Here is a 25,949-nt window from a genome sequence, read left to right as displayed (position 1 = left end):
CCCAATCTAGTCGTTCAATTCTAGCATTTCTGATCCTGGGCCGCCAGGACTTTGCCGACCAAGTGGTCCAGTTCCTGCCGGGTCGCTGACCAGTCATCGTTAGTGATCACGTGGGCGATTCCGTCCAGGGCTGCTGGCAGGTGCAGGTCACGCTGATACTCCTTACTGTGCAGGCGGGAATTAATGGCCGTCTGCTGGTCTCCCCGCTGGGTCATCCGCTTGGCAAGAACTGTCAGCTGGGAAACGGTCAGGAAGATAATTACCGCATCATCACCCAGCTGCTGGTGGTAGGTCAGTGCCCCGGCCGTATCAAGAACGATCACGTCGTCATGTCCCGCCTGCCAGCCCTCCTGCAGGCCTTCGTAGGACGAACCGTACTGGGCGCCATCGTAGGTCACCTGTTCAAGGAGGTGGAGGCGGCTTATCGAGGTGTCATCTTCGAAATGATAATCAACCCCATCCCGCTCGCCCGGCCGCGGTGCCCGGGTCGTGTGGGTGATCACCCGGTGCATGCCGTAGTGTTCCCGGAGGTAGTTGGCCACCGTCGTCTTGCCAGACCCAGCTGCCCCACAGATAATGAATACGTGCTTTGCCATCATTACTTCGTCAAGTGGTCGTTGACCTGGTCAAGCAATTGCTTGAGGTTGTCGTAGGTCAGCCGTTCCCGGGCGTCCTGGTAGGTAAACCAGCCGCAGTTCTTGGTCTCTTCACCCTGGAGGCGGATATTTTCGTGCTCGGTCAGGTTGGCGGTATAGAGGGTCATCTGCTTACGGTTGCCGTTGGGCAGGTCGTACTCGGTGTAAACATGGAAGCTGGTGTCGATCGGCAAGACCAGCTGGGTTTCCTCGCGAATCTCCCGTTCAGCGGTCTCCTTCAGGCTCTCGTTGCCCTCGACATGGCCCTTGGGGAAGCCCCAGAAGTGCCTCTTGTTCTGACTCTCCAGCAGCAGGTATTCGATCCCACAATCCGTCCGCCGGTAAACCACTGCACCACTCGTTACTTCAATTGCCATCGTTTCCTCGCTCCTTAAGCAATATTCTTAAGATTATTAAGTTAATCTTAATTTTCTCATTGACTTTTAATGCACTAACTAGTTATTATTAATAGTTAAATAGTACATTTAAGTACCTTGACTCATTATAACAAAGAAAGGTGGTTTAGCGATGGACTTAAACATTCTCCGCAAAGAAAGTCTCGACCGTTACTTGGGGGCGGACAAGAAGTTTGTTAAGACGATGACCGCTAAAGACTTAATGGCGATCGGCATCGGTGCGGTGATTGGGACCGGGATCTTCATCCTCCCCGGTACGATCGCCGCGGAATCGGCCGGTCCGGGGGTGACCCTGTCATTCTTCCTCTCCGCCATCATCTGTGCCCTCGCTGCAATGTGCTACGCCGAGTTCTCCTCTGCCCTCCCCGTTGCCGGGAGTGCCTATTCATATGGAAACATCGTCTTCGGTGAGTTCTTCGGCTGGCTGCTCGGCTGGGCCCTGGTCCTGGAATACATGCTGGCAGTGGCCACCGTTTCAACCGGGTGGGCCGCCTACTTCAACTCGCTGATCGGGTCGTTCGGCCTACACCTGCCAACCGCACTCAGTGGTCCCTTCGACCCGGCCCACGGCACCTACGTCAACATCGTGGCGGTGGTGATCGTCCTGCTGATTGCGTTGATGCTGGCCCACGGGATGCAGTCATCAATGCGGATCAATGACTTCGCCGTGGTATTGAAGTTGGCAATCATCCTGATCTTCATCGGGGTTGGGCTCTTCTTCATCAAGCCTAGCAACTACCACCCCTTCATGCCCTTCCATCTTAAGGGGGTCATCCACGGGGCCACGCTCGGTTTCTTCGCCTACTTAGGTTTCGACGTGGTCTCCAGTTCCGCCGCCGAGGTCATGAACCCGAAGAAGAACATGCCGATCGGGATCATCGGCACCCTGGTCGTCGCTACGATCCTCTACATGGGGGTGGCTGCCGTCCTAACCGGGATGGTCAAGTACACCAAGCTAAACGTCGCCAACCCGGTCGCCTACGCCCTGCAGCTGGTTAACCACGGCTGGCTAGCCGACCTGCTCTCCATCGGGGCCCTAGTCGGGATGCTCACCATGATGATCTCCATGATCTACTCCAGCTCCCGGCTGGTTTATGCCATCGGCCGTGATGGGCTCCTGCCGTCCAAGCTGGCCCAGTTCGATGAAAAACACCATTCACCACAGATCGCCCTCTGGGTGGTTTCAATCATCGTCGCCGTCATGGGGGGCTTGGTCCCACTGGATGAATTGACCAGCCTGGTTAACATCGGGACCCTGTTTGCCTTCACCCTGGTATCGTTCGGGATCATCCCCCTGCGCCACCGGAAGGACATCGGTAACCGGGGCGGCTTCAAGGTGCCGCTCTACCCTGTCCTGCCGATTCTCTCCGGTTTGGCCTGCCTGGGAATGATGACCCAGCTGTCCAAGATCACCTACATTGGGGCCGGGATCTGGTTTGCCATCGGCATCATCATCTACTTCGCCTATGGCTACCGGCACAGTAAGCTGAATAAGGAACGTTAACGAAAAAGATCGACCGTTGCTGGTCGATCTTTTTTACTATTCTTCAATTTTAACCCGTTGATTGATCTGGTCGGCCATCGGTAGGTCGGGGCTGTTCTTCATCCGGCTCTTCAATCCCCACCGGTAGAAGAAGTAGCTGGCAATGATGATCACCACGAAGTCCCAGGGATAGTGAATAAAGTTCTGCCCCCGGAACCCGGCGCTACCAATATAGGACATCACCGAGATGAAGACCAGGCAGCAGATCATCCAGCCACTACTACGTAACTGCTGGCGAATGGTCGTCTTACCGTTCTTATAGTCGAAGTAGATGTACATCGGCAGGCCCAGCAGGATCACCAGGATAACCTCCACCGTCGTCGGCCACATCGCCCAGTAGATCGCTAGGCTGGCGAGGATAAAGGAGAGCGGAGCCACCACCCGAATTGACTTGGACTTCACCGGCCGCTTGTAGTCGGGCCGGAGCTTACGCATCGAGATCACGGTCACCGGCCCGGTCAGGTAGGCGATCAAAGTCGAGGTCGAGATGACCGCGGCCAGGACGGACCAATCGCGGAAAATCGTTACCAGCAGGCCCCCAATGACCAGGTTCGCCAGGTAGGCCAGGCGCGGGTTGCCGTAGATACCATCTGTCTTGCCCAGCCACTTGGGGATGTGCCGGTTGAGGGTCATCGCCGCCAGGGTCCGCCCCGAGGAGGCCACGAAGGAGACCCCGGTACCAAACGGTGAAACGAAAGCATCCAGGTAGAGCAGAGTGGCCAGCCAGTTCATCCCCACCATGATTGCCAGGTCGGCGAACGGCGAGTTGAAATTTAGTCCGCCCCAGCCAACATGCTTCAGGTCGTGGGGAGCGACGGCGCCGATGAAGGCCACCTGCAGGAGGATGTAGATGACCGCCGCCACCGTCAGGGAGATTATGATCGCCCGGAAGATGTTCTTCTGCGGCCGCTCGATCTCTCCGCCGATGTTGATGACTGTCTGGAAGGCGTTGTAGGAGAAGATGATCCCGGAGATCGTCGTCGCCTCAAAGATGGCACTGGTCCCATGTGGCATGAAGGTGTGGACACTATTCCCGAAGTTGGCCGGGTGGAAGCTGCTAAGAATCAGCAGGATAATCGTCAACAGCGGCATCCCGATCTTGAAGACCGAGATGGCGTTGGTGAACTTGGTCATCAGTTCCACCGACCAGAAGTTCAGGAGGGTGAACACGATCATGAAGGCAAAGACGACCAGCAGTCCGCGGGAGCTGATATGGCCACCCGCCATGAAGCGGTTCGTCCAGTTGGCCCACTTCCACGGCCAGGAGCTCATGTACTGGACCGCCGCCACGGCCTCGATCGGGATGATGGCAACCAGGGACAGCCAGTTGGCCCAGGAGGCGATGAAGCCGAGCAGGGGGCCGTGACTGTACTGGGCATACCGGCTCATACCCCCGCTCTCGGGCAGCATCACCCCGAGTTCAACATAGTTGGCAGCAATCATCCCCATCACGACGGCACCGACAATCCAGGAGATCACGGCGGCTGGTCCGGCAGCCGCGGCGGCCTCGTTGGCCCCGAAGAGCCAGCCGGACCCGATCAGGGAGCTGATGGCCAGCATAATTGCGGAAAACAGGGTTATCTTCTTCTTGGGTTGGTTTTGCAAAAAAGGTTTCACCTCATCAAATGTTGTGGATCGATTTTATGCAAATAGTAGCTAGGCTAGTTAATCTCTTAATTGTGTTCCAGAACAATTTCTTATCTACCTGCACGAGAATTCGATTAGTTACTTAAAAGTTACGACGTTTTCCACCCTAACACGGCCACGGCGGGGATTTCAAATAATTCATAGCAATTTATCCTGCTGTGACCGCTGTCATTAAACGTTTTCTTTCCCAACATGAAGAGAATTGACGATTTTATCAAAAAACTCCCAAGCGGGGAAGCTCGGGAGTCTGACTTGGTGTGTGATATAAGTTGCTTGTGTCAGTAACGCTTCTCGGTAACCAGATAAGGCCAAACATGGCAAATACCGCACCGGGGACGCGGGCGGTGAGTATACTCTCGTTACCGACCTGGCGGGCCGTCCTGATTACTTGCGTAGCGGTTACTATCTTAATTTTAGCACCATCGCACCGTTCTAGCACCCGTCACAAAAAGGTTTTGACCCCCACTGAAATAAAGCGACAGCTCGCTGAAACTTAATTAGAGAACGGAAAGATTCCGGTACTATTATTCATGGAAACAACCTAAGCTTCTCAGCTAGCCGTACAGGGCGCGCTTGTTTCCCGTAACTGCATTATAATATTCGGAAAACTAATCGTGGCTGGTGAGAAAACAAAATTTTCTCCCAGCCACTTAATTCTATTCACTTGGCAAACATCTTGAACTCGAGGAAGAGGTCATTGTACTCCCCCAGCACGTGCAATGGCAGGTCACGGTAGGTCTGTAAGTGACTCATCGTGCTCTTTGGCGGGTAGAAGGACCGGTCTGCGGTTACTTTCTTCGGCAGGAGCTGCTTGGCCTTCCAGTTCGGCGTCGCGTAGCCAACGTAGCGGGCGTTTTCGGCCGCGTTCTTTGGCTCCAGCATGAAATTGATGAATTGGTAGGCAGCCGCCTTGTTGCGGGCCGCCTTCGGGATCACCATGTTGTCAAACCAGATGTTACTCCCCTCGCTCGGCACGACATAGTGGAGGTGGTGGTTGATGTCCATCATCTCGCGAGCATCCCCCGAGTAGGTCACCCCGACGGCGGCCTCGCCCTGCTCCATGTACATCTTCATCTCGTCGGCGATGATCGCCTTGACGTTGGGCGTCAGCCGCTTGAGATGGCGCTGGGCCCGCTTGAGCTGAGAATAGTTGGTCGTGTTGACCGAGTCTCCCTGGGTGATCAGGGCCATGGCGAAGACATCGCGGGCACTATCGATCAGCATCACGTTGTCTTTCAGGCGCGGGTTCCAGAGCTGGGACCAGTGCTGGACGTCGCGCCCATTGACCTGCTCATCGTTATAGATGATCCCCAGGGTGCCCCAGAAGTACGGCACCGAGTAGTGGTTGCCGGGGTCAAAGGACCGGTTCAGAAACTGACGGTCGATGTAGCGTAGGTTGGGAAGCTTACGGTGGTCCAGTGGGGCAACCAAGCCCTCCTTTTTCATCCGCTGGACGGTGTACTCACTGGGGATCACCAGGTCGTAGTTGGTCCCGCCCTGACGGATCTTGGTCAGCATTGACTCGTTACTGTCAAAGGTTTCGTAGTCGACGTGGTAGCCGGTCTGCTTCTCGAACTTGGTGATCAGGGCCGGATCCACGTAGTCACCCCAATTGTAGATGGTGACCGTCCGCCGCCCCGCCTGGCTGGTCTGCCGGTTCAGGGCGTAGTCACCAAACGCGAGCAGGAGGCAGAGGGCCAGGATACCCACCAGTGCGGCAAATAGCTTCTTCATTGCGCATCCCCCTCCTTTACGGCCACGATTCGGTTCCGTCGGCCGCTATGCTTGCTGATGAAGTAGTAACCAACCACCAGCAGGAGCGACACGATGAACATCAATGTTGACAGGGCGTTGATCTCCAGGTTGATCCCCTGCCGGGCCCGGGAGTAGATCTCCACCGACAGGGTCGAAAAGCCATTACCGGTGACGAAGAAGGTCACGGCAAAGTCGTCTAAAGAGTAGGTCAGGGCCATGAAGTAACCGGCGAAGATACCGGGTGCAATAGCGGGCAGGATCACCCGGGAGAGGGTCTGCCAGCGCGAGGCCCCCAGGTCGTAGGCAGCGTCGACCAGGGTTGGTGACAGTTCATTGAGCTTGGGCAGGACCATCAGGACGACGATCGGAATGCAGAAGGCGATGTGGCTAAGCAGGACCGACACGAAGCCCAACCTGATGCCAAGGACGGTGAAGAAGATTAAAAAGCTCGCCCCGATGATGACGTCGGGTGAAACCATCAGAACGTTATTCAGGGAAAGGAGGCTATTGCGCCAGGTCCCCCGGCTGTCCTTGATCACCAGCGCCCCCATCGTGCCGATGATGGTAGCGATCAAGGACGCCAGCAGGGCCACAATCAGGGTGTTGATGACGATCGTGATCATCCGGCTGTCGGCAAAGAGGTCGGTGTAGTGTTGGAAGGAGAAACCGTGGTACTTCTCCATCGTCTTCCCGGCACTGAAGGAGAAGATCATCAGGTAAAGGATCGGGGCGTACAGGATCACGAAGACCAGGGCCAGGTAGAGGCCGCCCCAGGTGAAACGGTGTTTTTTCATCAGTGCCGTCCCCCCCTTCTGCCGGCCCTCACCGGTGACAAACATGACAATAAACATTGCCAGGATCAAGATCACCCCAATGGTCGAACCCATCCCCCAGTTCTGGGTGGTCAGGAAGTGCTCCTCGATCGCCGTCCCCAGGGTGATGACCCGGTTGCCCCCGATCAGGCGGGTAATCATGAAGAGGGAAAGCGATGGAATGAAGACGGCCTGAATTCCGGCCTTAACTCCCGGCAAAGACAGCGGCCAGACCACCTTGGTGAAGGTCTGCCACTGGCTGGCGCCGAGGTCCTTGCTGGCGTTGATCAGCGAGGGGTTGATCTCGGCCAGTGAGTTGAAGATCGGCAGGACCATGAAGGGGATCTCGATGTAGGCCGCCACGAACATGAAGCTGGCGTCGGTGAAGAGGAGCTGGTGACTGCCCAGGCCGACGAATTGCAGGAACTGGTTGACCGTTCCCGTCCGGCTGAAGAGGCCGATAAAGGCGTAGGTCTTCAGCAGGAGGTTGATCCAGGTCGGCAGGATCACCAGCAGGAGCCAGAACTGCCTATTCGGCAGGTGGTTAAGCACGTAGGCCGTCGGATAGGAGATCACTAGGGTCACCAGGGTAATCAGGAAGGCGTACCAGACCGAATTGAGGGTCATCTTCAGGTAGACCCCCGAGGTCAGGTAGGTTGCGTAATTGCCCAGGGTAACCTGGCCGTCGATGTTGAAGAACGATTGGTAGAAGATCAGCACGAGCGGGGCGATGACGAAGAGCAGGATCCAGAGGGCGTAGGGAACCGTAAAGATTACTTTCTGCCGCATCAGTCATCCTCCTCATAACTATCCAGGCGGGCATCAAAGTCCTCCTCGCTTTCGTTGTAACGCATCACGTGAATATCTTCGGGATCAAAGGCCAACCCGACCTGGGCCCCGACCGTGGTCTGGTGAATCGAATTAATCTTCCACTCATGGTCCCGCTGGTCGTGGGCGGTGATCTGGTAGTCAACGCCCCGGAAAAGCTGGGTATCGACGGTGACGGTCAGCTTGCCCTGGTCAGCCGTGGTGATGTCCAGGTCCTCGGGGCGGATTACCACCTCGACACGCTCGTTGGGCCGCATCCCGGCATCGACGCATTCGAAGTCCTGACCGTCGATCGTCACCAGGTAGTCGGCCTTCATCACCCCGGGCACGATATTGCTCTCGCCGATGAAGTCGGCAACGAAGTGGTTCAAGGGCTCATCATAGATATCAACTGGGGTCCCGCTCTGTTGGATCGTGCCGTCGTTGATGATCATAATCTGGTCGCTCATCGCCAGGGCCTCCTCCTGATCGTGGGTGACGAAGATAAAGGTAATCCCCAGTTGGCGCTGGAGCTGGCGCAGTTCCGTCTGCATCTCGACCCGCAGCTTGTGGTCGAGGGCGGACAGGGCCTCGTCTAGGAGCAGGAGCTTGGGCCGGTTGACGATCGCCCGGGCAATTGCCACCCGTTGCCGCTGCCCACCGGACATGGCGGTGATCTCCCGCGGCCCGTAGCCGTCCAGCTGAACCAGGTGGAGGGCCTCCTTAACCCGCCGGTCAGTTTCAGCCTTCTTAACACCCTTGATCTGTAATCCGAAGGCCACATTCTCCGCCACGTTCATGTGGGGGAAGAGGGCATAGTCCTGGAAGACCGTGTTAACCTGGCGCCGGTTGGCCGGGACGTCGTTGATCTGCTGACCATCAAAGTAGATCTCCCCGCTGGTCGGCTGGTCGAAACCGGCGATTAGGCGCAGGATCGTGGTCTTCCCGGAGCCGGACGGGCCGAGGAGGGTGTAGAACTTACCAGCCTCAATCTCAAAGTCAATGTCGCGCAGGACCACGTTGTTGCCGAACTGCTGGGAGACGTGCCGGAACTCCATGATGTTATTGCTCATTTTCACTCACCATCTTTCCTATCTAAAATTTTGCAAACAGGTAAATTATACCCTTTCTGGCCCGGAAAAGCGCCTGGCAAAACTGATTAATTTCACCATCAGTGCGATAATGTAGATAGAAAATTTTGCGAGGTGCTTATTATGAAAATCAATCAATTCAGTATCACACCAACCAATCCAAGCCAGCGTTTGGCCGAGCTCGCCGGCATTCGCCTGCTCAAGGATGATGAGTGCGAGGCTATGGACGCTAAGGCCCTGCTTGAGACCCTGCTGGTCCGCACCCACCTCTCCTGCACCACGCCGCTGACCAGTACGGAGTGGCTCCACGACCTGTTGGCCACCCCCGACCTGGCGATCGACGACTGGCTCGCAAGTGGCCAGGGGCTGACGAACGCCGTCTTCTACCGGATCGCCCTCCAACTGCTGGACTTTGAACCCGGGATCGACTTCCAACTGGCTGACCCGCTGACTAGCTGGCATAAGCTCGGCCTGCCGCTTGAGGAGCACGACCACTGGACCAGCAGCGACGTCGCTAACGCCTACTACCTCCTCTTAAACACCCGGGGCAAGAACGGCCAGATCCTCATTGACCGGCTGAGCGCAGACGGTTTTTTGACCTGGTCCTACCGACTGCCGGCCGACCAGAAGCCGCTCTTCTTCAATGGCAAGCCCCTGGCTAGCTTTGACCCGGCTCACTTCATCCGCGAGGTCGTTTACGTGGAGACCGACATGGACAGCGACTTTGATGGTCAGGCTGACCTCGTCAAGACCGAAATCATCCGGCCAGCAGAATCCAACCACGGCTTGAAGGTCCCGGCTGTCTTCACCGCCAGCCCGTACAACCAGGGAACCAATGACGAGTGGGGAGAGCAGGCCACCCACAAAGTCGACTATCCCCTTACCCACAAAACAGCCGACCAAAAAGCGCCCGCCGAGATGACCTTTCCAACCCAGTTTAGCCACCGAACCGTGACTGGCCACGCCGAAGCAGCTACTCAGCACTTCAGTGATAGCCCGGCCTACACCCTCAACAACTACCTCGCCGTTCGCGGTTACGCCATCGTCTATGCCGCCGGGATCGGCACCAAGGATTCAGACGGGGTTCAGACCTGTGGTTCTCCGGAGCAGACCGACTCGATGAAGGCGGTCGTGGAGTGGTTACACGGTGATCGGCGGGCCTTCACCGACCGGACTGGTGGCGTCACCGTTGATGCTGACTGGTGCAACGGCAACGTCGCCATGACCGGTCGTTCCTACCTCGGGACCCTGGCCACCGCCGTTGCCACCACCGGGGTGCCCGGACTGAAGGCAATTATCAGTGAGGCTGCCATCTCGAGCTGGTACGACTACTACCGGGAGAGTGGCCTGGTCCGGGCGGCCGGCGGTTTTCAGGGCGAGGACGCCGATACTCTGGCTGACGAGACCTTCAGCCGAACCAAGCGGCCCGCGGACTTTGCCCGAGTTAAGCCCGTCTACGATAAGTACATCCACCGACTAGCCGCGGCGATGGACCGACAGACCGGAAACTACAACGCCTTCTGGGACCGGCGCAACTACCGCAAGGATATTCCGGGGATCAAGGCGGCGGTGATGATGGTCCACGGCCTCAATGACACTAACGTCAAGCCCAGCAACGTTAAGGCCCTGTACGACGCCCTCCAGTCCCTGCCCGTCACCAGCAAGCTGATCCTCCACCAGGGCCAGCACATCTACATCAACGCCTTCCGGTCCCTCGACTTCTCCGAGATGGCAAACCTCTGGCTAGCCGATAAGCTCTGGGGCATCGATAACCAGGCCGACCGGGTCCTGCCAAAGGTTCTCGTCCAGGACAACGCCCAGCCGGAAAACTGGACCGCCTACGACTATTGGACAGCTGGTGACCCACTGACCCTCCACCTGGACGAACACGGCCTGATCGACGGTGACATCCACCTGGGTAAGGAAATCACCTTCAACGACCACCAGGATGACGCTACCTACCAGGCTTGGTGCAAGGACCCGGCCAAGTGGCAGGCGGCACTGATGAAGGATCCCGGCCGCTTCAGTCACCGCTTCACCAGCCAGGCGGTCGACTCCGACCTCCTGCTGCGGGGGACGCCACGGGTCAGTCTTGCCGTTGCCAGTTCCAGCGATCACGGTCTGATCAGTGCGGCACTTGTCGACCTCGGTACGGACCGGCGGCTGACCAGCTCGCCCGTGATCATCAACCGGGGCGGGCTGCGGCTCGGTTACCACTGGGCGACGGATGACCTGCGCGAATTCCGCTTGCAGAAGAAGCCGACCGACTACCGGATCATTGCCCGTGGTTACATCAACCTGCAGAACCGTCACGACCCGTCCACAGTTGACCCCTTGGCCCCAAACGAGCTGGTGAACATTGCCTTTGACCTCCAGCCAATCTTCCACCGGCTCCGGGCCGGCCACCGCCTCGCCCTGGTTATTTATGCAACGGATTATGCATTTACCCTCTGTGGCAACGAAGATATCAACTACCAAGTCAGCCTTGAAAACGCTATTTTAACGGTCCCCGGCGTCAATCACTTGAACTAGGCCCGTTTCTTGCGTTAGAATAATCTTATAATTCGCTTAATAATTATTAAGGAGAGTATGAGATTTGAAACAAGGAACTAAGATTTTAACGCTGGATAACGGCTACCACCTCTGGACCAACACTCAAGGTGAGGGTGATATCCACCTGCTCGCCCTGCACGGCGGCCCCGGCGGCAACCACGAATACTGGGAGGATGCGGCCGAACAGCTGGCTAAGCAAGGACTCAATGTCCAGGTCACGATGTACGACCAACTGGGGTCTCTCTACTCCGACCAGCCCGACTACTCCGATCCCGCAATCGCCAAGAAGTACCTCACCTACGACTACTTCCTCGATGAGGTGGATGAGGTCCGCGAAAAGCTCGGCTTGGATAACTTCTACCTGATTGGCCAGAGCTGGGGCGGTCTCTTGGTCCAGGAATACGCCGTCAAGTACGGCCAACACCTCAAGGGCGCCATCATCTCCTCGATGGTCGACGAGATCAACGACTACGTTAAACACATCAACGCCCTGCGTGAGAAGACCCTCTCACCAGAAGCGGTGGCCTTCATGAAGCAGTGCGAGGCCAACAACGACTACAGCAACCCGAAGTACCAGGAATACGTCCAGGTCATGAACGAGAACTACATCGACCGCCGGCAACCGTCCAAGCTGGAACATCTGAAGGACCTCGGTGGCGATGCGGTCTACAACGTCTTCCAGGGTGACAACGAATTTGTCATCACCGGAAAGCTGAAGGACTGGCACTTCCGCGACCAGCTCAAGAACATCCAGGTACCAACCCTGATCACCTATGGGGACCATGAATCAATGCCAGTGCCAACCGGTGAGAAGATGGCTGAGCTGATCCCGAACGCCAAGTTTGTTACCACACCAGGCGGCGGACACCATCACATGGTCGACAACCCCGACGTCTACTACAAGCACCTCGCCGACTTCATCCGGCAGGTGGAAAACAACACTTTTAACAAGTAGTCTTGCGCAGCGCCTTTCAGCAAACAAGGGCGCTGCTTTTATTTGTAAAAAGCTTGTGAATTGATTATTAAAAATCCCTTAACTTCGCTATTTAGGCATGTGAAGTATGGTATGATATTCTTACGAAAAATAAGAAGGACTGATTAAAGTAAAAACGATCGGGCTTCACTGATGACGGTTCTCGATGGGGTATCAAATTCGGGAACCATTTAACAAAAGATGAACTGAAGCAACGATACGGCCTGACAGAATTCACGGTCGGGCTAAGCAGCCAGGAGGCCCAATCCCGCCTCGCCAAAAACGGCCGCAACGTCCTGGAGGTTAAACCCACCCCGAAGTGGAAGATCTTCCTCCGGCAATTCAACAACATCGTGATCTACATCCTGCTGGTCGCCACGGCCCTGACCATCATGATCGGCCACTACACCGACGCGATCGTCATCGCCGCCGTGGTGGTCCTGAACTCGCTGATCGGCTACTTCCAGGAGACCAGTGCCGCCAACGCCCTGGCCAAGATCAAGGAGATGTTGGCACCGCGGGCTACGGTCTACCGTGACAACAAGCGGCAGGATATCGACGCCGCTGACCTGGTGGTGGGCGACGTCGTCTTCCTCGAGGCTGGTGATAACGTGCCTGCCGACCTGCGAATTGTCTCTGCGGACAACCTGCGGATTGAGGAATCAGCCCTGACTGGGGAAACCAACTCAGTCATCAAGACCGATGACGCACTGACCGACGGCAGTGTACCGTTGGCTGACCGGGTCAACATGGCCTACGCCTCCACCCTGGTAACCAGCGGGAGCGGTATCGGGGTTGTCGTTGCCACGGCTGAGGCGACCGAGATTGGGAAGATCTCCCAAGAGGTGGCCCACATCAAGCAGAAGAAGACGCCGTTGACTCTGGAGATTGATCACGTCGGCAAGGTGGTTTCCTACATTACCATCACCGCCTCCGTAATTGTCTTCATCGTTGGCTTCTTCCTCCAGATCTACTCCCTGCCGGCCCTCGCTCTGGCGGTTGTGGCCATGCTGGTGGGTTCAATTCCTGAAGGGCTACCGGCCACGACATCCGTGATCCTGGCGTTCGGGGTCAGCAAGATGGCCAAGAAATACCAAACGATCATCAAGTCGATGCCGGCCGTGGAAACGCTGGGTTCCGTTGATGTCATCGCTACCGACAAGACCGGGACGCTGACCAAGAATGAGATGACGGCGATCGAGCTCTGGGTCGGTGACCACCACTACACGGTGACCGGAACCGGATATGCCCCAGATGGTCAGATCTTAAGCGATGGCCAGCCTGCCACATTAACTGACCAGCTCAAGCTCTTCGTCGAGGCTGGCTACCAGGCTAACGACACCGTGTTGAGTCACGAGGATGGTAAGTGGCACATCAACGGGGAACCAACCGATGGTGCTTTTCTGACCCTCTACCACAAGGCCTTCGGGGCTGACTACCAGTCCCCATACAAGGCCATTGACCTTCTGCCGTTCGACTCCGACTACCGTTACATTGCGGAATTGACGAACGATCCGCAGACTGGCCAGCAGGTGATCTTCGTCAAGGGGTCACCGGACAAACTCTTTGAGATGGCCGCCAAGGAAGATCCACGCTTTGACTTGCAAAAGTGGGAGCAGCGGGTTAACCAGTGGTCCAAGCAAGGTAAGCGGGTCATTGCCGTCGGGTACCAGCCGGTGGCGGGTGAAAACCTGGTGGAGGTCGAACACGACCACCTCTACCAGGGAATCCACCTCCTCGGGCTGGCCGCCCTCCAGGATGCACTACGTGAGGAAGTCATCGCGGCCCTCAAGCAGATGAACCGGGCCGGGGTCTCCGTCAAGATGATCACCGGTGACGACCCGCAGACTGCCCGGGCCATTGGGAAACAGCTTGGCCTGACCAACGGGCCGATTCACGCCGTCACCGGGGCCGAATGGGACGCCCTGAGTAAGGACCAGCGTGGTGACGTTGCCCTAAACACCCAGGTATTTGCCCGGACTACCCCGCAAAATAAGCTTGAGATCATCGAGGCCCTGCAGGACAAGCAGCAGGTAACCGCGATGGTCGGGGATGGGGTCAACGATGCCCCAGCCCTCAAGCGCACTGACATCGGGGTTGCCATGGGAATCAAGGGAACCGACGTGGCTAAGGACGCCGCGGACATGATCTTAGGCGATGACAACTTCGCCACGATGTCCGCCGTTATCAAGGAAGGGCGCCGGATCTACGACAACATCAAGAAGAGCATCCTCTTCCTGTTGCCGACCTCATTCTCCGAAGGGCTTGTCGTCGCCTTCTGCATCTTGACTGGTCAGGAGGTTCCCCTCCTGCCGGCCCAGTTGCTGTGGATCACCCTGATTGCCGCCATCACGATTCAATTTGCCTTCGTCTTCGAACGCGCCGACGAAGGTATCATGGACCGGAAGCCACGGCCAATTACCCAGCGACTGATGAACCGCCACGACCTGATCCAAATGGGCTATGTTTCGGCCCTGATCGCGATCTTCTCGCTGATCGGTTACGTATGGTTTATCAACTCCGGTTCCAGCATTGCCAACGCCACGACCATGATGATCAACACGATCGTCATCAGCAAAGTCTTCTACTTCTTCTCCATCCGGACCGACCAGTACGGTTTGGGCCAGATCAAGACGATCAGTGGCAAGGCCTGGGGAGTGATCGCCATCTTGATCCTCTTCCAGCTGATCCTGACCTACGTACCGTTCATGCAGGCCGCCTTCCACGTCTCCGGCATTAGCCCACTGGAATGGCTGGCGGTGATCATCATCTCCGCTTTGATCATGCTGTGTACGGAATTGGACAAGCTGATTCGCTTCCAGCGGCAGCGCAGCACTAAGTAACTAAAAACGTGATGGCCCAAATCTTGAGCCACCACGTTTTTTTGCTACAATGGACCTAATCACGTTCAACGAAAGGAAGTCTTCCCAATGACAAAGAGAATGCAGAACTTTATTTTTGATATCGATGGCACCCTGATCGACACCCTCGATATGTACATGCCGGCGATGATTCAGACCCTCCGTAACCACGGCTACCAGGTGGCGCCCGAAGACGAAGAGGAGACGATGCACCGTCTCTTCGGAATCACCGGGGTCGACGCCCTGCGGATCTTCGGGGTCAAGGAGGACGAGATCGCCCCGATGGTCAAGGAATGGTTCGCCCTCTCATACCAGCGTGAGGACCGGGTCAAGATCCTGCCCGGTATCCCCGAGACCCTGCAGACACTGGCCGACGAGGGCAAGAACCTAGCGGTGGCTACGTCCAAACTCCAGTCCGAGTATGACCACTTTAAGCAGCAGTTTGCCTTTGCCAAGCTCTTTAACACCGTGATCACCTCTGACGACACCAAGAAGCACAAGCCAGATCCGGAGCCGATCCTGGCAGCAGTTGAGAAGATGGGGGCCAACCCGGCCACGTCGGTCTATGTCGGCGACACCATCAACGACCTCAAGGCGGCCAAGGCGGCGGGCGTCAAGTTTGCCGGGGCTCTCTACGGTTCTGCCAACCCGGATGCCATTAAAAACGCCGACTTTCCGTTGACTAGTCCAGCCGACCTGTTGAAGATTTAGGGATGAACCAGCATGACCTTCTACACTGATCATTATCTTGCTAACCACCAACAGCTTAACTCACTGATCAACTACGCGGTGATTTTAGTCTTGCTCGTGCTCCTGGCTTTTACTCTGCTCTACTACTTCCGCCACCAATTGCAGACCAAGTACCGGGACCTGGGAATCATCATCTTCTTGCTTCTCCTGATCTTCAGCGGCCTCCAGGTGACCAACCTGGAGAAGAGTCAGGCCCAACACGCCCAGGCCACCCAGATGCGACCGTTCATCCAGGCCGTGGCCCGTGACCATCACCTAAAGCCTAGTCAGGTAGTAGTCAACTCGACGACCCTGACTGATGGGATCATTGTTCGTTTCAACAAGCAGGACTACCGGGTCAACTTCAGCCCGAGCGGGGACAACTACACCCTCACTCGGACCCGCGTGGTTGACCACCACGTCAACATTCAGGATTAGGGAGGTGCAACGATGGATTACGGACTCGTCACAATCAAGTTTATCCTCGGTATGCTGTGCCTGATCCTGCAGATCAACATCCTCGGCAAGGGCAACCTAGCCCCGACCACGGCTATCGACCAGGTACAAAACTACGTCCTCGGTGGAATCATCGGTGGGATCATCTATAACAACGACATCACCGTCCTCCAATTCATCAGGGTCCTCCTGATCTGGACCCTGATCGTCTTCGTCGTAAAGTTCACCAAGGAGCACAACTACCTCGTCCAGAAGGTCGTCGACGGCCAGCCCCGCCTACTGATCCGTAACGGTCAGGTCCTGGTCGACAATTGTATCCGGGCCGGGATTTCGGCCAATGACCTGATGTTTAAGCTCCGCAGCCGGGGGATTTACGAGGTCAGTAAGGTCAAGAGCGGAATTCTCGAGCAAAATGGCCAGCTAGTCGTCATCGAAAACGATGAGGAAAACATCCGCTTCCCCCTGATCAACGATGATCGGATCAACCAGGACGTTTTGGAGCTGATCCACCACGATGAGGCCTGGGTGGAGCAGCAGGTCCGCCAGGCCGGTTATGCCGAGATCGGTGATATCTTCTTGGGGGAGTACATTCACGGCCAGGTTCACCTGGTTGCCTACCCAAAGCGTTAACTAAAAGAGGTTGAAGGAATTTGGGCCTTCAACCTCTTTTTAGTTAGTCTTTTTTCTTGAACAGAGCCGCCATCTTCGCCGCCACCGCGGGATCGAGGTTGTCGGCCAGGGTACTCTCCGTGGTCTGTTTCTCCTCCTGCTGGTTCTTAACGGTCTGATTCAGGTCGTCGATCATGGCCTGCTCTCCGACCTGAACCGGGTTAACCGTCAGGCGTCCCCCTGCCGCGTCGGCATGACCACCGCCGTTGAAGTACTTCTCCGCGAACTTGGCAACATCCAGCTTACCGTTGCTGCGTAGCGAAACACTGACTGGACTAACCACCAGGGCAGCATCCACGTCCGGATGCTGTTTCAAAAGCTCATGGGCGATCTCGGACTTGTAGTCATCGGCGTAAACAACCCCGAACCGGTGGCCGGCAATTGTCGTTTTAATCATGTCCTTGAGGTGGCTCTTCAGGTACTTAGCCCGCCGCTCGTTCAGGGTGTGGATCAGGAGATGATTTGCCTTCTCGTATTTAGGCCAGCCGGCCGCCAGCACCCCCTCGACGAAGGAGGATGAGTCCTGGAGCGGGTAGAACCAGAAAAGCTGGTCAAGGTTATCGGCCGCTGTCCGTTCCGCCGCATCCATGTCGGGATCATTCTGCCAGTCCCAGGTATCGTAGGCCCGGATTAACTCGACCAGGTAGGCTAATTCGTCCTGACGCTGGCTCGGTAGGTCGGCGAAGTGCGGTTGCTGCTGAAGCCAGTCCCAAACTAGGCTGGTTGCGCTCGGGTTGGTAGTCGGGTCTGCCGCTGTGACACTATTAGCAGCATACTTACTCCGCAGGGCAGCCTCACTCTCATGGTGGTCAAACACCAGCCAGTGGTTGGCAAAGTTGGCGTTGAGCTGCTGGAAGGTGTAGTCGCTGTCGGGGGTCATATCCATGATGTAAACGTCGGTGAACCGGCTAGCCTCAGGAGTCCGCATCCAGCGGGCAAACTCGTCGTCGATCCGGCCGGCCCCGCAGTTGGTCATGTCAAACTCGGTGTCGTCAAACATCACCGGCTGGACGGCCTTCAACAGCAATGGGGCGCCGAAGCCATCCAGGTCATTATGGGAAAATAATTTTATCGTTCGTCTTGCCATTCTATTCGCCTCGTCCTCTTAAAAATTTCTCTTAGGACCATTATACAAGATTTCCCCGCTAAATCACTGTCCAGGTAGCCCTTTGAACTGACAATCGTTGAACATCTTGTTATCATTGAGACAGTTATGAATTGAAAGGAAATAACCAATTATGGAAATTTACGATTATCGGCAGGAACTTATCGACCTGCTTGAGAACACCGGTAGTGACCCGCGGAGTCTCCACCAGACCCTGCGCAGTCTCACCACGGTGGTCAACATTCTTAACCATTACAACAGTCGCTCCGGTGACGCTCACCGCAGTCATCATGAAAAGACCGGTCACCAGCGCTACCAGACCCACCAGCGCACTGAGCACCCGCTCTCCCCAGCCGCCCGGCGAACCCTCCACTCCCTGCTGACCGGTCCATCTGACCAGCCGAAGAAGCCGACGCGGACCAAGACCACACCAAAAGTATCAGCCGCCCCGGCACCCGAAGCCCCTAAACAGATCAGTGCTGAAGAACGCCTGGCCGCGGATAACCTCTACCTGGTCCACCGGAAGCTGAGCGGGGCCGAGATCAATCACCACTACTACTCAGAAGCAATCCTCCACCAGCTCCACTTCCCGCTGGAAGACGGCGACGTGGTCGAGCTTGACCCCCACCAGCTGGTCCGCGGTCTGCCAAGCATCCGGCGGGTCACCAGTGACCACCTCGATGACTACACCCCAACCAAAATTAAGGTAATCGAGTATGCCGAACTCCGGCCCGTTCCCGGCTCCGACGTTCTCCAGATTGCCAACACAATGAAGGGCGACTCCATCCTCGATCAGGCCCCGGCCAATACCATCGTTGTTGACCCATTCAAGTATCCGGGCCGCGACCTGAAAGCGGGCATGGTAATCGACTTTGCCTACTTCGACCACGGTAATGGTCTCAAGGACGCCAGCGCCGGTAGTATTCGCTGGATCCACGAGAAGCAGGATTACGACACCACCCGACAGCCAGCTAAACCGAAGACGGCCAAGAAAGTTGTCAACACCAAGCACGACTATGAGAAGAAGCTCGACTACGACCTCAAACAACGAACTGTCCTGGTCATCACCGGTGTTCGCGATAAGGTCCAGGGACTCAAGCCGGTGATCGCCAAGCACCACGGGGTCTTCCACGGCCTCGATGCCTCGGCTGAGGAGAAGGTCTCCAGCAGCAAGATCAAGCGAGAGATCCGTGACGCCGACTTCGTGATTGTCTGCATTGACGCCATCCACCACCGGATCAGTCAGTTGGCTAACCACCACGCTAAGCGCTATGAAAAACCGCTAGCCATCGCCAATGTCACCTCCAACACGGCGGTTGAACGGGCAGTGGCCCGGGCGCTCAACGGTGACCCAGCCTACGCGGCCTCTAGTGAGAAACTCGGCTAAATTAAAAAAGGTTAAATTTACTGTTGACTTTTCTAAGAAAATCCTTAGAATAATAAACAACAATTTAATTATTCGATCGCAATGAGAAAGAAGAGTAGCTCGGCAAACAGCTCCAGCGAGTCCCGTTTTGGTGTGAGGGGATAGTCAACTTTGCCCGGTGAAAATCACTTTCGAGTCCGGTTCTTAAATCCAGTAAGTTCCGGTGGTTACACCCATTATCGTGTCAGCGTATCGCCAGTTTGGCCGTACGTGGAAGGTACCGTTAGCAATGGCGGTACGAAGATAGGGTGGTACCACGCTAAGGCGTCCCTTAACCAAAGCAATTTGGTTAAGGGACTTTTTTATTGTGATCAGGGCAATTATTTCTAATTCTATTCTTAGGAGGAAGATTCTCATGCAAGATCTCACATCACGAAAATTAACGTGGAAACAGTATCTCGTTGTCGCTTCGCTGCTGTTCGGCCTGTTCTTCGGTGCCGGGAACCTGATTTTCCCTCTGCACCTGGGCCAGCTTGCCGGTGCCCACTGGGGAACGGCCGTAGTTGGCTTCCTGGTCACCGGGGTCCTGCTCCCGCTGCTATCCGTCCTCGCCGTCGCCGTTACCCAGGCCGAGGGGGTCTATGATGTCGGTCGGCCGCTCGGTGCCGGATTTGCCTTGGTGTTCATGGCCCTGATCCACGCCACCATCGGTCCCCTCTTCGGGACACCACGGACCGCCACCGTCTCCTTCACGGTTGGGGTCGCACCGTTCCTGCCAAAGCAATACACGTCCGTCGCCCTATTTGTCTTCTCGGCCCTGTTTTTCCTGGCTGCCTTTGCCTTCTCCTACAAGGAAAACAACATCCTGGCCAACGTCGGTAAGGTCTTAAATCCGGTCTTCTTAGCCCTGCTCTTCCTGGTCTTCGTGGTCGCCTTCCCTAACCCGCTCGGTAACCCTGCCAGCGCACCGGTAACTACTGCTTACGCGCACCACGCTCTTTCCAACGGCTTCCTGGAAGGTTACAACACGATGGACGCCCTGGCCGGTCTGGCCTTTGGGGTTACCGTCGTCACCGCCGTTCGTTCCATGGGTCAGCGGCGGGCCAGCGATGTCTCCCGTGTCGTTGCCAAGTCCGGTGTCCTGGCCGTTAGCGCCATCGCCGTTATCTACGTTCTCCTGATCGTCCTCGGCGCCATGTCCCTCGGTCGTTTCAAGGTCTCCGCTGACGGTGGGGTTGCCTTCAACCAGTTGGTCAACGCCTATGCCGGGGCATTCGGTCAGGTTGTCCTCGCCTTCCTGCTGACGGTAACCTGCCTGACCACTGCGGTTGGTTTAGTGGCCGCCTTTGCCCAGGACTTCCACAAGCACTTCCCAAAGGTCAGTTACCACACCTGGTTGGCCCTTAGCTGCCTGGCCTCATTTTTGACCGCTAACTTCGGCCTCGACCAGATCATCGCCTGGTCAACCCCAATGTTGATGTTCCTCTACCCACTGTCAATGGTTCTGATCCTCTTATCCGTCACTTCCCCACTCTTCCACCGCGATGGTGTGGTCTACCTCTTCGTCGTCCTCTTCACGGTGGTTCCGGCCCTCGGTGACATGGTCGTCGCCTTCCCGGCCGTGGTCAGCCAAAGCCACTTTGGCCTGATGGTCGCCGCATGGCGGGCCCACCTGCCACTGGCCGCAATGGGACTGTCCTGGTTGGTTCCAGCCCTGGTCGGTGCAGTCGTTGGCCTGCTCGTTCATTGGTTCCGGCGGCAACGCTCCACAACAACATCAGCCGAACTTAATTAACATGCATAATACGCAAAGCGCGCCCTGTGTCCGTTAAAACTCGGACATTGGGCGTGCTTCTTGCTTACAGAATTAACTTTTAATCATGGAATGACTCTTCATCGATTAAGCCATCCATGAACTTTTGCAGGGTGATCCGACCACCAGTGAGCTGTTTTCCCTGCTGGTGAAGCATTTGAGCATGGACATTCTCATAGCCGAATAGGTTATTGGCATGGTTACTCAGTCCTTCATCATATGGATTATCAATCAATTGATTGCTTAGGTTAACCAGACCTACCTTGATTGCCCGTCGCATCCGTTGCTCCATAATCTTCTTCTCGTGGTTACTAATCCCAAGAATTTTTACTAGGTCCAGGCTTCGATAGTTCAAATGATGGATCTTCATGAGCTTGACCACATGCAAGATATCACTGGTTCCACGCTCCGAGGACATTCCTAGCGCCTTAAGGATTGTTGTGGCCTGGTCCGTCACGGATTGCGACTGGGGGTCCGGCTGTGTATTGAACTTGTTGACCATCGCTGAGATCGAAGAGAGTTGGGCAGCCATCTGCACGTTTTGCTCAACCTTCTTGATCACCGACTTAATCTCAATAATATTCAGGGGTTTACTGATAAAGAATTCAATCCCTGCCTGATAGGCCTTAGCCCGCATGTCGCCATCCTGGACCTTGGAGATCATGATAAACCGGATCTGGGGTTTGACGTTCTTGATCGTTTGAATCAACTCGATGCCGGACATCTCCGGCATTAGGAGGTCAACCAGGACAATATCAACGTCACGAAGCTGGATCTCGTTAACCGCCTGTTGGGGATCACTGCTCATCCCCACCACCTCATCATCAAAGTTCTGCTCAATAATATTCTGTAACACGTATAGAATTGACTGTTCATCGTCAACAAGATAGAACTTCATGTTGTTACCTCCTGACTATTCGTGAGCTGGTGCTTATTCATCGTCACAAAAAACATTGTGCCAACCTGCGGGGTTGAATCAACCGTAATATGCCCGGCAAACTGTTCCTGAACGATCGTCTGAACGTTCGAAAGACCAATGCCCCGGTAAATATCTCCGGACTGGTCAAACTTCGTGGAGAAACCCGGCTTAAAGATAAGGGGAATCATTTCCCGGGAAATACCCGATCCATTGTCAGTGACCGCCAAGCAAATGTCGGGTCCTTCATGGCTAACCTGGATAAGGATTTCGCCGTTACGACGGCTGCCAATCGCATCGATTCCGTTTAAGATCAGGTTTGACATGATTGTGACCAGGTAATAATGCTTTGGGACAGTACAGTCAACGGTATTATGAACAACAAGATTAATTGACAGGTGCCGGCTACGGATAATCATTTGGGTATAGGAGGTCACAATCCTTAAAATATCATCCATCTGCATTGGCACATTATCCTGGTCATTAAAGTAGTCCCCCAGGCCCTTGATGACATCCTGATAAGAGTGCTTGATTTCATGAACGTGTTGGGCAATCGCGTAAGCCATCTTCTGTTCGTCATCCTGTCCCGTTTTCTTAAGGTGTTCGTTTAAAACATACGCCTTCTTTGTGACCTCCTCAATATCAGTAATGGTCTTCCGCATGAAGTAGACCTCACTCTTAACGGCTGAGGCCACCCAGATGAAGTGGTAATACTGTCGCTCATGTTCCTCACTGTTGACAATCAGTAATTGGAAGTAGTGAATGATAAAGGCGATGAGGGAGGCAATCGTCGCCCGGACCAGCGCCACGGTGAAAACAATCGCCAAGACGGACATTGTGTAACCGTGAAATTTGGTTAGAAAGCCAATCTCCAACAGGTTAGCGGCATAGTCGCAGATGATAATCGTGAGAAAGAGGGCGACATCATTGTGGTAAACCAACCGCCAGTACAACAAATAGTAAATTAGCATATACAACATGAAATAAATGATATCAGCAATCGTATAGGTCACCGCATGAGTGGCATTATGCGTCAACAATAATATCAGACCACGAAAAACTGGTGAAGCAATCGCAATAGCACACCCTAACTGCAGGGGGTTAAAGTCCTGGCTGAAGTACAGGAAAATTGGTAACAACAGTGCCGACAGGGCCACGATGAATCCCGGGGTAAAGAAGGGGAACTGCACCTGAGAAGCCAAAGCTACGCAAATTGCCGCAATGATGATCCGCTGATATTTACGGTAATGCAGGAAGCTGATGTTTTTTAACATGTGAACTCCTTAATTAGTCGTGATTAAGTTTGAAGAACTTTGATGATTGTGGAAAGCGCTTTCTATAATCAAGCACGTAATTAATTGAGGATGAAAAATCCGCGATTAATATTCATTTATTATTATACAACTTACGAAATAACGATTAGCAATTATTAATTAAGGAGTGACGGTTATGGATGCAACGGTTGAGCAGCCAAAGAAAAAATGGAAGCTGAAGATGCCCGGCGCCTTCACGATTCTGTTCTTCCTGACGGTAATTTCGGTATTTTTGACGTGGTTTGTGCCCGCCGGTTCCTATTCCAAGCTGACATACGGTCACAATGAATTGACCGTCACTCAGCCAAGTGGTAAGAAGTCGACCATGCCGGCCACCCAGGCCACGTTGAAGAAACTCAATGTTCAAATCGACATTGATCAGTTTAAGTCGGGAGCCATCAGTAAGCCGGTCTCAATCCCAGGGACCTACAAGCGCCTGAAGCAGCACCCTGCCAGCCTCTATTCGATCTTTACCAACATGGTCAATGGGACGATGCAGGCCGTTGACATCATGATCTTCATCTTCGTCCTTGGCGGCCTGATCGGAGTTGTTAAAGCTAGTGGGGCCTTTGAGTCTGGGCTGGAATCGTTAACAAAGAAGTCTAAGGGTAAAGAGTTTATCCTGGTCTTCATGGTTTCGGTCCTCCTGGCCTTCGGGGGAACGCTGTGTGGAATTGAGGAAGAGGCCGTGGCCTTCTACCCGATCCTGGCACCAGTCTTCATCGCAATGGGCTACGATTCAATTGTGGTTGTCGGGTCGATCTTCCTGGCCTCCTCGATTGGGACGACCTTCTCAATCATCAATCCCTTCCAAGTAGTCATCGCCTCTAACGCTGCTGGGACACAGTTCACCCAGGGGATGCCCGGCCGAATCGTCGGCTTTACGGTAGCCGTCATCTGCCTCCTCCTGTACCTCCACTGGTACGCCCGGAAGGTACAAAAGGGCCCCGCATCCTCATACACCTACGATGACAAAGCTAAGTTCGATGCAATGTGGTCAATGGATTCCACAGAGGAAAAGGATCTCCGCTTCACGATGAAGAAGAAGATCATCCTGATTCTCTTTGCGGCCTCCTTTATCATCATGATCTGGGGAGTAATGGCCAAGGGTTGGGCCTTCCCAGAAATGGCGTCATCATTCCTGTTGATCGCCGTCATCATCATGTTTCTGACCTGCTTTGACCCTAGGGATGGTCTGGGGGAATACCAAACGACTGAGGCCTTCTCCCAGGGAGCCGCAAGTCTGGTTGGGGTTTCCCTGATCATTGGTTTGGCCCGGGGAATCAACAATATTCTCAGCGATGGCTACATCTCCGATACCATCCTGTACGAATCATCCGAAATGGTTCGACACATGTCCGGTTCAGTCTTCATCATCATGATGATGCTCATCTTCTTCGTACTCGGCTTCATTGTGCCATCCTCATCTGGTCTGGCTGTGCTCGCCATGCCGATCATGGCCCCGCTGGCCGATACGGTCCACATTCCACGCTACATCGTTGTTACTGCCTATCAATTCGGTCAATACGCGATGCTGTTTCTGGCACCAACCGGACTGGTTATGGCTACCCTCCAAATGCTCGACATGAAGTACTCGCACTGGGTTCGCTTCGTTTGGCCGGTTGTTGTCTTTGTCCTTCTCTTCGGGGGCGGAATTCTAGTAACCGAGGTCCTGATGAACTAATTACAAATAACAAAAGGGACGGTCGCCGCAATGGTGATCGTCCCTTTTGCTATATTATTTATCATACTTGTCGAGGTGGAACTTCTGAATGGCGTAGATCAATTCGTCGGCATAGTTTGGGTCGGTTGCATAACCGTTCTTCTGCAGTTCATAGGCCGCTTGCCGGTAGTTTTTGGCCTTCTGGACCCCACGGAAGCGATCGTGATCGTCGGCCGTCCCCCGCACAATCAGGTAGGTGTGGGATTTGATCGAGTCATCCCAACTGTCATAGACCTGGAAGTACTGCTTGACCTGCTTGTTCTTGCCGTTGATGTTCTCGGTCGTATACATCCGCACCCGGTCGTGCTTGGAGTTGGCCTTGATACCGAAAAGGTTGTTATACTTGTAGGCCAGCTTGCTGCGGCCCCAGTTCGACTCGGTCCCGGCCTGGGCAATGGTGATGCTGGCGGAAATATGGTACTTCTTCTGCTCCCGCTGGGCTGCCGGGGCCACCTGCTTGATGAACTGGTTGACGGTGATCTTGGCCGAGTGGGTCTCACGGTGGTGCGAAACCGGCTTGTGGTTAAACTCGACGGCACCGAGTACCAGGGCAACAACCAGGACAATCCCAAGGACTATTCCAATGATTATTGATAGGCGTTTCTTCATCGCGTGCCCTCCTTTACGCAGTTGACCACTCCATTATAATAATCCCCTACTAGAAAAGTGAAACTTTCGGGTCATCTTCACGAAAGTTTCACTTTTAATACGGCAGATTGCAAGAAATAACTTGAACGAATTTAGTGACGTAGATTAAGCAAGAAGA

20 protein-coding genes and 1 pseudogene are annotated in these 25,949 nt (G+C 54.9%); 10 read left to right on the top strand and 11 right to left on the bottom strand.

The window, feature by feature from the left end:
• Window positions 1-20: 20 nt before the first annotated feature.
• Window positions 21-596 (bottom strand): guanylate kinase, encoded by a 576-nt coding sequence (locus FD34_RS01155; RefSeq protein WP_057805954.1) that lies wholly within the window; start codon window positions 594-596, stop codon window positions 21-23.
• Window positions 597-598: 2 nt separating this feature from the next.
• Window positions 599-1,012, bottom strand: coding sequence for a bis(5'-nucleosyl)-tetraphosphatase (locus FD34_RS01150; protein ID WP_057805952.1), 414 nt, complete (start codon window positions 1,010-1,012; stop codon window positions 599-601).
• A 151-nt stretch (window positions 1,013-1,163) separates the two neighbouring features.
• On the opposite strand from FD34_RS01150, the gene FD34_RS01145 reads away from it, so the two are divergent.
• Window positions 1,164-2,555 (top strand): APC family permease, encoded by a 1,392-nt coding sequence (locus tag FD34_RS01145; RefSeq protein WP_057805950.1) that lies wholly within the window; start codon window positions 1,164-1,166, stop codon window positions 2,553-2,555.
• Window positions 2,556-2,591: 36 nt separating this feature from the next.
• Here the strand turns inward: FD34_RS01145 and FD34_RS01140 are convergent, their stop codons facing one another.
• The 5 genes and pseudogenes from FD34_RS01140 to FD34_RS01120 all read right to left on the bottom strand — a co-directional run bounded on the left by FD34_RS01140 (window position 2,592) and on the right by FD34_RS01120 (window position 8,688).
• A complete protein-coding gene (locus FD34_RS01140; protein WP_083479761.1) occupies window positions 2,592-4,199 on the bottom strand; it encodes an APC family permease in 1,608 nt (535 codons plus the stop codon).
• Window positions 4,200-4,901: 702 nt separating this feature from the next.
• Window positions 4,902-5,975, bottom strand: coding sequence for an ABC transporter substrate-binding protein (locus FD34_RS01135; protein WP_057805948.1), 1,074 nt, complete (start codon window positions 5,973-5,975; stop codon window positions 4,902-4,904).
• Window positions 5,972-6,790, bottom strand: coding sequence for an ABC transporter permease (locus tag FD34_RS01130; RefSeq protein ID WP_057806007.1), 819 nt, complete (start codon window positions 6,788-6,790; stop codon window positions 5,972-5,974). The genes FD34_RS01135 and FD34_RS01130 overlap by 4 nt, the downstream gene beginning before the upstream one ends.
• A gap of 9 nt (window positions 6,791-6,799) precedes the next feature.
• Window positions 6,800-7,597 (bottom strand): annotated as a pseudogene (locus FD34_RS01125) (ABC transporter permease); the annotation flags it as partial.
• A complete protein-coding gene (locus tag FD34_RS01120) occupies window positions 7,597-8,688 on the bottom strand; it encodes an ABC transporter ATP-binding protein (RefSeq protein ID WP_057806004.1) in 1,092 nt (363 codons plus the stop codon). The gene FD34_RS01120 and the pseudogene FD34_RS01125, both read right to left, overlap by 1 nt.
• A gap of 141 nt (window positions 8,689-8,829) precedes the next feature.
• Here FD34_RS01120 and FD34_RS01115 point away from each other — a divergent pair, with 141 nt between their 5' ends.
• From FD34_RS01115 to FD34_RS01090, 6 genes are all read left to right on the top strand, one after another.
• Window positions 8,830-11,238 carry a Xaa-Pro dipeptidyl-peptidase gene (locus tag FD34_RS01115; protein WP_057805946.1) on the top strand — a complete coding sequence of 803 codons (2,409 nt, stop codon included), beginning with the start codon at window positions 8,830-8,832 and terminating at the stop codon, window positions 11,236-11,238.
• A 64-nt stretch (window positions 11,239-11,302) separates the two neighbouring features.
• The gene (locus FD34_RS01110; RefSeq protein WP_057805943.1) at window positions 11,303-12,214 is read left to right on the top strand and encodes a proline-specific peptidase family protein; all 912 of its coding nucleotides are present in this window, start codon (window positions 11,303-11,305) and stop codon (window positions 12,212-12,214) included.
• Window positions 12,215-12,405: 191 nt separating this feature from the next.
• A complete protein-coding gene (locus tag FD34_RS01105) occupies window positions 12,406-15,075 on the top strand; it encodes an HAD-IC family P-type ATPase (RefSeq protein WP_057805941.1) in 2,670 nt (889 codons plus the stop codon).
• An 87-nt stretch (window positions 15,076-15,162) separates the two neighbouring features.
• On the top strand, window positions 15,163-15,804 hold the full coding sequence (locus FD34_RS01100; RefSeq protein WP_057805939.1) for an HAD family hydrolase: 642 nt from the start codon (window positions 15,163-15,165) through the stop codon (window positions 15,802-15,804).
• A gap of 12 nt (window positions 15,805-15,816) precedes the next feature.
• Entirely contained in the window at window positions 15,817-16,260 is a 444-nt protein-coding gene (locus FD34_RS01095) for a DUF3290 family protein (protein WP_057805937.1), read from the top strand.
• 12 nt (window positions 16,261-16,272) lie between these two features.
• Window positions 16,273-16,908, top strand: coding sequence for a DUF421 domain-containing protein (locus FD34_RS01090; protein WP_057805935.1), 636 nt, complete (start codon window positions 16,273-16,275; stop codon window positions 16,906-16,908).
• 43 nt (window positions 16,909-16,951) lie between these two features.
• Here the strand turns inward: FD34_RS01090 and FD34_RS01085 are convergent, their stop codons facing one another.
• Window positions 16,952-18,034: a DHHA1 domain-containing protein gene (locus FD34_RS01085; RefSeq protein WP_057805933.1), complete on the bottom strand. Its 1,083-nt coding sequence runs from the start codon at window positions 18,032-18,034 to the stop codon at window positions 16,952-16,954.
• Window positions 18,035-18,185: 151 nt separating this feature from the next.
• On the opposite strand from FD34_RS01085, the gene FD34_RS01080 reads away from it, so the two are divergent.
• Together FD34_RS01080 and brnQ are read left to right on the top strand one after the other, a co-directional pair.
• On the top strand, window positions 18,186-19,439 hold the full coding sequence (locus FD34_RS01080; RefSeq protein WP_057805931.1) for a DUF2325 domain-containing protein: 1,254 nt from the start codon (window positions 18,186-18,188) through the stop codon (window positions 19,437-19,439).
• Between the two features lie 394 nt (window positions 19,440-19,833).
• Window positions 19,834-21,213: a branched-chain amino acid transport system II carrier protein gene (brnQ, locus tag FD34_RS01070; protein ID WP_057805927.1), complete on the top strand. Its 1,380-nt coding sequence runs from the start codon at window positions 19,834-19,836 to the stop codon at window positions 21,211-21,213.
• Between the two features lie 79 nt (window positions 21,214-21,292).
• On the opposite strand, the gene FD34_RS01065 is transcribed toward brnQ, so the two are convergent.
• Window positions 21,293-22,129, bottom strand: a complete 837-nt coding sequence (locus FD34_RS01065; protein ID WP_057805925.1) for a response regulator — start codon at window positions 22,127-22,129, stop codon at window positions 21,293-21,295.
• Window positions 22,126-23,421: a sensor histidine kinase gene (locus FD34_RS01060; RefSeq protein WP_057805923.1), complete on the bottom strand. Its 1,296-nt coding sequence runs from the start codon at window positions 23,419-23,421 to the stop codon at window positions 22,126-22,128. The genes FD34_RS01065 and FD34_RS01060 overlap by 4 nt, the downstream gene beginning before the upstream one ends.
• A gap of 175 nt (window positions 23,422-23,596) precedes the next feature.
• Here FD34_RS01060 and FD34_RS01055 point away from each other — a divergent pair, with 175 nt between their 5' ends.
• Window positions 23,597-25,144: a YfcC family protein gene (locus FD34_RS01055; protein ID WP_057805920.1), complete on the top strand. Its 1,548-nt coding sequence runs from the start codon at window positions 23,597-23,599 to the stop codon at window positions 25,142-25,144.
• Window positions 25,145-25,198: 54 nt separating this feature from the next.
• On the opposite strand, the gene FD34_RS01050 is transcribed toward FD34_RS01055, so the two are convergent.
• Entirely contained in the window at window positions 25,199-25,792 is a 594-nt protein-coding gene (locus FD34_RS01050) for a glycoside hydrolase family 73 protein (protein WP_057805918.1), read from the bottom strand.
• Between the last annotated feature and the right edge of the window lie 157 nt (window positions 25,793-25,949).

The organism is Limosilactobacillus pontis DSM 8475 (assembly GCF_001435345.1).
Lineage (GTDB): Bacteria > Bacillota > Bacilli > Lactobacillales > Lactobacillaceae > Limosilactobacillus > Limosilactobacillus pontis.
This window is presented reverse-complemented; position numbering and strand designations above follow the sequence as displayed.

What these genes read in the sequence shown, in the direction of transcription:
- FD34_RS01055 (WP_057805920.1), top strand. Translation starts at nt 23,597, where the DNA reads ATGGATGCAACGGTTGAGCAGCCAAAGAAAAAATGGAAGCTGAAGATG.
- FD34_RS01115 (WP_057805946.1), top strand. Translation starts at nt 8,830, where the DNA reads ATGAAAATCAATCAATTCAGTATCACACCAACCAATCCAAGCCAGCGT.
- FD34_RS01155 (WP_057805954.1), bottom strand. Translation starts at nt 596, where the DNA reads ATGGCAAAGCACGTATTCATTATCTGTGGGGCAGCTGGGTCTGGCAAG.
- FD34_RS01065 (WP_057805925.1), bottom strand. Translation starts at nt 22,129, where the DNA reads ATGAAGTTCTATCTTGTTGACGATGAACAGTCAATTCTATACGTGTTA.
- FD34_RS01080 (WP_057805931.1), top strand. Translation starts at nt 18,186, where the DNA reads ATGGAAATTTACGATTATCGGCAGGAACTTATCGACCTGCTTGAGAAC.
- FD34_RS01100 (WP_057805939.1), top strand. Translation starts at nt 15,163, where the DNA reads ATGACAAAGAGAATGCAGAACTTTATTTTTGATATCGATGGCACCCTG.
- FD34_RS01150 (WP_057805952.1), bottom strand. Translation starts at nt 1,012, where the DNA reads ATGGCAATTGAAGTAACGAGTGGTGCAGTGGTTTACCGGCGGACGGAT.
- FD34_RS01095 (WP_057805937.1), top strand. Translation starts at nt 15,817, where the DNA reads ATGACCTTCTACACTGATCATTATCTTGCTAACCACCAACAGCTTAAC.
- FD34_RS01130 (WP_057806007.1), bottom strand. Translation starts at nt 6,790, where the DNA reads ATGAAAAAACACCGTTTCACCTGGGGCGGCCTCTACCTGGCCCTGGTC.
- FD34_RS01085 (WP_057805933.1), bottom strand. Translation starts at nt 18,034, where the DNA reads ATGGCAAGACGAACGATAAAATTATTTTCCCATAATGACCTGGATGGC.
- FD34_RS01090 (WP_057805935.1), top strand. Translation starts at nt 16,273, where the DNA reads ATGGATTACGGACTCGTCACAATCAAGTTTATCCTCGGTATGCTGTGC.
- FD34_RS01135 (WP_057805948.1), bottom strand. Translation starts at nt 5,975, where the DNA reads ATGAAGAAGCTATTTGCCGCACTGGTGGGTATCCTGGCCCTCTGCCTC.
- FD34_RS01060 (WP_057805923.1), bottom strand. Translation starts at nt 23,421, where the DNA reads ATGTTAAAAAACATCAGCTTCCTGCATTACCGTAAATATCAGCGGATC.
- brnQ (WP_057805927.1), top strand. Translation starts at nt 19,834, where the DNA reads ATGCAAGATCTCACATCACGAAAATTAACGTGGAAACAGTATCTCGTT.
- FD34_RS01120 (WP_057806004.1), bottom strand. Translation starts at nt 8,688, where the DNA reads ATGAGCAATAACATCATGGAGTTCCGGCACGTCTCCCAGCAGTTCGGC.
- FD34_RS01145 (WP_057805950.1), top strand. Translation starts at nt 1,164, where the DNA reads ATGGACTTAAACATTCTCCGCAAAGAAAGTCTCGACCGTTACTTGGGG.
- FD34_RS01050 (WP_057805918.1), bottom strand. Translation starts at nt 25,792, where the DNA reads ATGAAGAAACGCCTATCAATAATCATTGGAATAGTCCTTGGGATTGTC.